Source organism: Xanthomonas sp. BRIP62418 (assembly GCF_003993495.1).
Lineage (GTDB): Bacteria > Pseudomonadota > Gammaproteobacteria > Xanthomonadales > Xanthomonadaceae > Xanthomonas > Xanthomonas euroxanthea.
Genome location: NZ_QEZG01000027.1, coordinates 168,369 through 175,467, shown reverse-complemented (window position 1 = coordinate 175,467; position 7,099 = coordinate 168,369). Strand labels below are relative to the sequence as shown.

The 7,099-nt window shown below is 67.3% G+C and carries 6 protein-coding genes; 2 read left to right on the top strand and 4 right to left on the bottom strand.

The window, feature by feature from the left end; translation table 11 throughout:
- Positions 1-98: 98 nt before the first annotated feature.
- Positions 99-521, bottom strand: a complete 423-nt coding sequence (gene arsC, locus EO174_RS05025) for an arsenate reductase (glutaredoxin) (protein ID WP_104585587.1) — start codon at positions 519-521, stop codon at positions 99-101.
- A 652-nt stretch (positions 522-1,173) separates the two neighbouring features.
- Between arsC and EO174_RS05020 the strand changes: the two genes are divergently transcribed.
- Together EO174_RS05020 and EO174_RS05015 are read left to right on the top strand one after the other, a co-directional pair.
- Entirely contained in the window at positions 1,174-1,587 is a 414-nt protein-coding gene (locus tag EO174_RS05020) for a hypothetical protein (protein ID WP_164740089.1), read from the top strand.
- Entirely contained in the window at positions 1,580-3,238 is a 1,659-nt protein-coding gene (locus EO174_RS05015) for a PA domain-containing protein (protein ID WP_126942712.1), read from the top strand. The genes EO174_RS05020 and EO174_RS05015 overlap by 8 nt, the downstream gene beginning before the upstream one ends.
- A gap of 239 nt (positions 3,239-3,477) precedes the next feature.
- Here EO174_RS05015 and pncB read toward each other — a convergent pair whose 3' ends face one another.
- The 3 genes from pncB to EO174_RS05000 form a co-directional block, all read right to left on the bottom strand.
- Positions 3,478-4,674 carry a nicotinate phosphoribosyltransferase gene (gene pncB / locus EO174_RS05010; RefSeq protein WP_115677932.1) on the bottom strand — a complete coding sequence of 399 codons (1,197 nt, stop codon included), beginning with the start codon at positions 4,672-4,674 and terminating at the stop codon, positions 3,478-3,480.
- A gap of 162 nt (positions 4,675-4,836) precedes the next feature.
- Positions 4,837-5,805 (bottom strand): glycosidase-like protein, encoded by a 969-nt coding sequence (locus EO174_RS05005; RefSeq protein ID WP_126942709.1) that lies wholly within the window; start codon positions 5,803-5,805, stop codon positions 4,837-4,839.
- Positions 5,787-7,082, bottom strand: coding sequence for a hypothetical protein (locus tag EO174_RS05000; protein WP_164740088.1), 1,296 nt, complete (start codon positions 7,080-7,082; stop codon positions 5,787-5,789). Before EO174_RS05000 ends, EO174_RS05005 begins: the two co-directional genes overlap by 19 nt.
- Positions 7,083-7,099 lie beyond the last annotated feature (17 nt).

Sequence of the window (7,099 nt, the reverse complement as noted above, 5' to 3'; positions counted from 1 at the left end):
GGGATCGGGGATCGGGGATCGGGAGTCGGGAGTCGGGAATGGGAATTAGGGCGACTGCGCTTGATGTGGGATGACTGCGTGTTCCGGGTATCTGTCTATCAGCCCGTTACGCGTTGCCCGGCATCGTCCAGCACGCGTTCGCCGTCTTCCTTGACGAAGCCGTGCGTCGCCGGCGGCAGCAGGTCCAGCACCCGTTCGGAAGGGCGGCACAAGCGCGTCCCCAGCGCGGTTTGCACGAAGGGTCGGTTGATCAGGATCGGATGCATGAGCATGGCACTCAGCAGCGCTGCGTCGTCCAGCGCGGGATCGTCGAGCCCGAGTTCCAGATACGGGGTGCCTTTCTGACGCATGGCCTCCCGGACCGGGATGCCGGCGGCAGCGATCAGGGACTGCAGTGTTTCGCGTGTGGGCGGGTGTTGCAGGTAGTCGACTATCTGCGGCTCGATGCCGGTATGACGGATCAGGGCAAGGGTGTTGCGGGAGGTTCCGCAGTCGGGGTTGTGATAGATGACGGCGTGCATGGAAGCCTGGTGCGCGGGGTTGCTGACACTATAAATCGCTGCGATGGAATGGCATGCGCAACCAGCGCAGCGCGCCGATGCCGATGCCGATGCCGATGCCGGCATCAGCATCCGGCATCAGCATCTCGCCAGCAGGCGCCAGTGCACGGCTTGCGCACGTTGGTGCATCCGCGCTGCCTGCACAGGCCCTGCCGCCGGCCTGGGCGGACTACGACCCCTCTCCCCTCGGGAGAGGGGTTGGGGTGAGGGTACAGGCCGAAGCGCAGATAGACCCAACGCTGTACTCAAGCTCCGCCGGGCTTCGCGCCTGCCCTCATCCGCCCCTTCGGGGCACCTTCTCCCAAGGAGGAGAAGGGAGACGTGATCCGGCTACTGGCGGACAAGGACGGCCTCTGGCCCGGCGGGTTCGCGTCAAAACGCTGGCCAGTCCGCTCGCCAATCACTGTTGCGCGACCCCGAATTCCCCTCGACGCAAGTGCGCAGGTAACTGTTTCAGGCGCTCGTTTCGCATTCAGCACCCTACATGTCAAAAGATTGACACACATCACGGATTCATGATTCAGTCATGAACAGACTGAAACGGAAGGATTCCCCCGACGCTGGTGTCTGCACGGCGTCCCTTTTCCCTGCTGGACCCAAGGAAACCCCAACGATGATGAGCTTTCGTAAGCCCGGATGGATGCTGTCCGGTATGTTGTGCGTCGTTTATCTGCCGGCCATGGCCGTCGCGCAGGAGGCAGCAACTAACAGTTCCAAGGTCGGCATCGACCCCGCCACCGGCAAGCTGCGCCCGCTGACCGACGCCGAGAGCGCGGCGCTGGACCAGCAGGCCGCCTCGGCCGCCCGCAGCAGCGCTGCCCGCACCGCGGTGCCGCAGACCGAATCTGCCGCACGCGCGACCGAGCGACGCCTGCCCAACGGCACCGTGGCGCGCAAGTTGCCGGCCACGCAGATGAGCTCACTGATGGCGACGCGCCAGGCCGATGGCCGCATCGTCATCGAGCACGGCGACGACGACGCCACCCAACCCGCCCACGCCGAGCACGGAGCGCTGCCGCATGAATAAGCCCTTGTTGCTGTTGTCCCTGGCCGTGGCTGCCGCCATCGCGCCGCTGCACGCCAGCGCCGCCAACGTCACGCTGATCAATGGCGACGCCGGCACCAGCGTCGGCTTGAACGACCCCACCAGCGCTGCGCCCCTGGGTGGCAACCCGGGGCGCTCGGTCGGCGAGCAGCGTCGCATCGCCTACCAGTACGCGATGGACCTGTGGGGCGCGGTGCTGCAGAGCAATGTCGAGATCAAGGTGTATGCCTCGTTCGCACGGCTGACCTGCACCGCCACCGGCGGCACGCTGGGCCAGGCCGGCCCGAACTGGATCGTCAACGACTTCCCCGGTTCCAAGCCCAATACGCTGTATCCGTCCGCGCTGGGCGATGCGATCGCCGGGCAGGACCTGGTCCCCGATCCCAGCGATCCGGCCGACGTGTTTTCGCAATTCAACGGCGACCTGGGCAAGGACGACTGCCTGGCCGGCTCGGGCTGGTACCTGGGCCTGGACGGCAAGACGCCCGAAGGCCAGATCAACTTCCTCAACGTGGTGATGCATGAGATCGGCCACGGCCTGGGTGCGGCCGGCTTCCTCAACAAGACCACCGGCGTGCTCGGCTCGGGCAGCGGCCTGACCGACGTCTACACCGCGCAGGCCTTCGACAACGTGCAGAACAAGCGCTTCGACGATCCGGCCATGACCAACGCGCTGCGTGCCGAAGCGATGCGCACGCCCGGCCGTACGGTCTGGGCCGGCACGCGCGTCAACCGCGAGGCGGCGCTGATCCTGGATCCGCGCACCCTGTTGCAGGTGAGCGCACCGGCCAGCGCGGCCGGCAAGTTCGAGGTGGGCTTTGCCAGCTTCGGGCCGCTGGCCACGGCGGCCAATTTCCCGGCACGCGCAGTGGTGACGGTCAATGACGGCGTGGCTGCCGCGTCAGCCAGCGATGGCTGCGAAACGCCGTTCGTCAATGCGGCCGAGGTGGCCGGCAAGGTGGCGCTGATCGACCGCGGCACCTGCGCGTTCGCGATCAAGGTCAAGAACGCACAGCTCAACGGTGCGGTGGGCGTGATCGTGGCCAATAACGCGTCCGGCGTGCAGACGATGGGCAATGCTGCACCGCCGATCACCGACATCACCATCCCGGCCATCATGGTCTCGCAGGCCGATGGCGCGCGGCTGAAGGGCAGCGCCGGAGTGGTGGCGGCGTTGTACGAAGACCCCGAGCTGCTGCAGGGCACCGACAGCGCAGGCCGCACGCGGCTGTACGCACCCAGCGTGGTGGCCGGTGGTTCGACGTTCTCGCACTTCGATACCGACCTGCAGCCCAACGCGTTGATGGAACCGTTCGATACGCCGGAAGTGCAGGCGCATCTGAACATCGACCTGACCCCGGCGCTGTTTGCCGATATCGGCTGGACGCTCAATCGCGGGTTGGCCAAGCTGGGCAACTGCAATACGCTGGTGCCGACGCTGGAGACCGGCGGGCTGATTCCCGGCGCGAACATCTCGGCCGAAAACAGCCTGTGCAAGTCGCAGAACGCCGGCAACCGCCTGGGTTACCTGACCTGCATGGACGAGCACGCGCGCGAGTTGCAGAACCAGGGGGCGATCAGCCGCATTCAACAGGCAGCGGTGTTTGTCTGCGCCACCAAGGTACGCCCGTAATCCGCAAGATTCACTGCGTGTAATGCGAACGGCGCCGTCAGGCGCCGTTCGTTTATCTGCAATCACCCTATTCAACGCAAGCGGATCGGCTGCCTGCCAGCGCAGGCGTCGCGATTTCGCTTCAGCGTCTGCCATTCCCGCACGGAGCTCGCTCCCAGCTGCGATTGAGCGATGCGCCGCAAGGTTGCTGCTGCCTGCTATGAGCGGCAACGATTTCTCGATGCGCCGCTCCACGTCTATCACTGCCGCGCGTGGTCACCGGCGTCCGGTACCGGCGGCAGGCCGAACACATCGCGCAGATAGCGCAGGTAACCGGCGTCCTCGCACATGCTCTTGCCCGGCGAGTCGCTGAGCTTGGCCACCGGCTGCCCGTTGCAGCGGACCATCTTGATCACGATCTGCAGCGGCGTCGGCCCCAGGTCGTTGGTCAGGCTGGTGCCTACGCCGAACGCCAGCCGGCAGCGCGTGTGGAAGTGCGCGTACAGCCGCATCACCTTGTCGATATTGAGGCCATCGCTGAACACCAGCACCTTGGTCGCGGGGTCGATGCGGTGTGCCTGCAGATGGGCGATGACGCGCTCGCCCCATTCGAACGGGTCGCCCGAATCATGGCGCATGCCGTCGAACAGCTTGCAGAAATACAGATCGAAGTCGCGCAGGAACGCGTCCAGCCCCACCACATCGGACAGGGCGATGCCCAGGTCGCCACGGTACTCGCGCGCCCACGATTCCAGCGCGGCCACCTGCGAGTCGCGCAACCGCGGCCCCAGTGCCTGGAATGCCTGCAAATATTCGTGCGCCATCGTGCCCAGCGGGGTCAGGCCGTAATGCTTGGCGAAATACACATTGCTGGTGCCGACGAACTGCGCGCCCAGGCCGTCGCGCAGCAACGGCAGCAACTCGCCGTGCCAATGCCGCGAATAGCGCCGCCGGGTGCCGTAATCGGCAATCTTGCAGCCGGCCGGCATGCTGCGCAGGCTGCTCACCTTCTCGCGCAGGCGGCTGCGGCCTTCCTCGAAATCCGGCTCGGAGGTATTGCGGAACCACACCTCGTTGATGATCGCCAGCAACGGCACTTCGAACAGGATGGTGTGCAGCCACGGGCCGCGGAGGGTCAGCTCGATCTCGCCCGGATGGGTGGTCGATGCCGACAGCTGCAGGTATTTGCGGTCCAGATGGAACAGCGCCAGGAAGTCGGCGAAATCCGGCTTGATGAAGCGCAGGCCGCGCAGATAGGCCACCTCGTCCTCGTGCAGCCGCAACCGGCACAGCGCGTCGATCTCACCCGAGATCTCATCGATGAACTGCGCCAGATCCACGCCGGGCGTGCGGCATTTGAAGCGGTACTCGACCTGCGCGGCCGGATGCTGATGCAGCACCGCCTGCATCATGGTGAATTTGTACAGGTCGGTGTCGAGCAGCGAATGGATGATCATGCCGCCGGATTATGCCCGCAGCGGCGGGCGTGCCGCGTGCAAGCCGGTCGATGCGCGGGGGCGGCGGCACGCAAGCTGGCGGCAGTGCGCCGGGCCATTACCTTGGCGATACCCCAGCGATGGCGCTGGGCAATGGCGCTGGACGATGCCCAGCGCCATCGCTCAGCGCGCCAGCACCTGCTGCGCCGGTTTGCCCTGCACGGTGAAGTCGCTGTCGCCCGGCCCGCCGGCCTTGGGATCGGTGTACCAGCACCACAGCGCGATGCCTTCCACGCCGTGCGCCTGCAACACCTTGCGCCACTGCTGCAACACCTGCAGTTGCAGGCGGGTATCGACGGCGGCAGCGCGTTGTTCCGGGCTTTCCCAGGGTGCGGCCAGGCTGCCGCGTGCAGACCGCAGGCCCAGCTCCGCCACCCACACCGGCTTGCCCACACGCTGGCCCAGTTGCTGCAGGCGCTGCGCGGCGGCGTTCATCTCGGCCGTGCGGGCGGCGGCCGCTTCGGACAGGCGCGGATACAGGCTGGTGCCCACCGCATCGAACAACGACCAGTAGCGGAAGCTTTCGGCGTGCTCCATGCCATCGGCCACGTACAACAGCTTGCCGCGGTAGACCTTGCGCACCTCCGCCACCAGGCCGGGCCACTGCGGCGCGTCCTGCAGCTTGCGCAGTTCGGTGCCGATCACCAGTGCTTCGGCGTGCTCGTCTTCGGCCAGCCTGGCCAATGGCAGCAACGCGTTCTGATACGCGGCAAACCAGGCTGCCTGGTCGGTGGGCGCGGTGTCGCCGGCCCAATGCCCGGGAATCCACACATGTACCTTGAGGGTGGCCTGCAGGCCGGCGTGGTGGCTCTGCCGCAACGCGGCGCGCATGTCCTCCACGCTGCTGTCGCTGCCCAATACCGGGTCGTTCGACTGCGGGCTGGCCTGCCACACAAACGCCACCAGCAGCGCCTTGCTGGCGCCGGTCTTGGCCAGCGCATCCAGCGACTGCGCCGCGGCCTCGCTTTGCCACGGCGCATTGGCCGAGACCTTGACGTTGGCGCCCATCCACGTCGATGCATCCGCATTGCAGCCGTTGGCCAGCATGCACGCCCCGACCAGCAACGCGGTGCTCAGAACGCGTTTGAACATGTGGCAGATGCCTCGGTGGTGGACGCTGCGGTGCTCCGCGCGCAGTCCATTGCACCAATGGCCGCGGTGTTCTTGCCCGGCTGCACCATCGCCGCAGTGGCAGCCGCAGCGGGCGCACTGGCGCCGGCAGCACCCTGCGTGGCCACGGCATCGCCCACGGCGGTCGCCGCGGTGGGCGGCAACTGCGCCGCGTCCGCTGCCGGCGTCGCCGGGCCACTGGTCGGCAACGACACCGGCGCGGTCATCACCACCGCCTCGCCCTGCAGCAGGGACTGCGCGTCGGCAGGCGCCGCACGCATCCAGCTGCCCCAGCCCTGCGGCTGTACCCAGGCCGCCCCGATCAGGCCCAGCAACAGCAGGCCGGCGGCCTGGGTGCGCTGATCGGCATGCAGTGCGCGCAGCAGCAACGCGGCCGGCACCCACAGCAGCAGCAAGGCGTCGAACCCGGCCCAGCCGAAGGCGAACGCCAGCGCCGCCGCACAGAGGACGGTGCCGGCACTGGCCACCACACCGCGCGTGAGCGCGCTGCTGCGGCTGCGGGCCAGCAAGGCCAGGACCGGGAAGCAGACTACCGCCGCCACGCCCCAGCGCACCGCCGGCAACCAGTCTTGCGCATGCTCGGCCAACGGCAGCGGCAGCGGATGCGCGCCCTGCCCGATGCTGGACAGCGTCGGCCATGGTGCGTTGAACACGGTCAGGTTGACGTAGGCCCACATGCCGACCAGAAACGCGAACGGCAGGTAGCACACCAGGTAGAACGAGCCCGGCGCCTTGCGCAGCATCTGCGGCGGCATCACCAGCAGCAGCCACGGTGCCACCATCGTCGACAGTGCCAGGGTCTGCAGATCCAGGCACAGCAGGATGCACAACCAGCCGGCGATACGCAGATAGGTGAAGGCCTCCACCGGTGTCTGCAGGCGGCGCAAGGTGCGGCACAGGCCGTAGAACGCCAGAAGGCCCAGCGCCTGGCTTCCGCCTGCGGCGATCGGCAGCAGGAACAGCGGATTGCAGCCCACCAGCACCGTCAGCCCACTGGCCCAGCCACGTCCGAACACGCCGGCCAGATCGCGCCACAGCAGCGACAGGAATAGCGCGTTGGCGGCGACCGCCAGGAACGGCCAGACCTGGAACGGCAGATCCCAGCTGTCCAGCCCCAGATTGATCGCCCAGGCCAGCACGCCGGTTGCCGGCAAGCCGGCTGCTGGTGCGATGGCCGGTGCGGCGGAGCCGGCCGACTGCAGCAGCAACGGCTGGCTCAGCAGCGACAGCGCCACCACGGCGACCAGAAATGCCG

Excerpts from the sequence above, each read along its gene's own strand:
- EO174_RS05005 (WP_126942709.1), bottom strand. The coding sequence starts at position 5,805 with ATGTTCAAACGCGTTCTGAGCACCGCGTTGCTGGTCGGGGCGTGCATG.
- arsC (WP_104585587.1), bottom strand. The coding sequence starts at position 521 with ATGCACGCCGTCATCTATCACAACCCCGACTGCGGAACCTCCCGCAAC.
- EO174_RS05020 (WP_164740089.1), top strand. The coding sequence starts at position 1,174 with ATGATGAGCTTTCGTAAGCCCGGATGGATGCTGTCCGGTATGTTGTGC.
- pncB (WP_115677932.1), bottom strand. The coding sequence starts at position 4,674 with ATGATCATCCATTCGCTGCTCGACACCGACCTGTACAAATTCACCATG.
- EO174_RS05015 (WP_126942712.1), top strand. The coding sequence starts at position 1,580 with ATGAATAAGCCCTTGTTGCTGTTGTCCCTGGCCGTGGCTGCCGCCATC.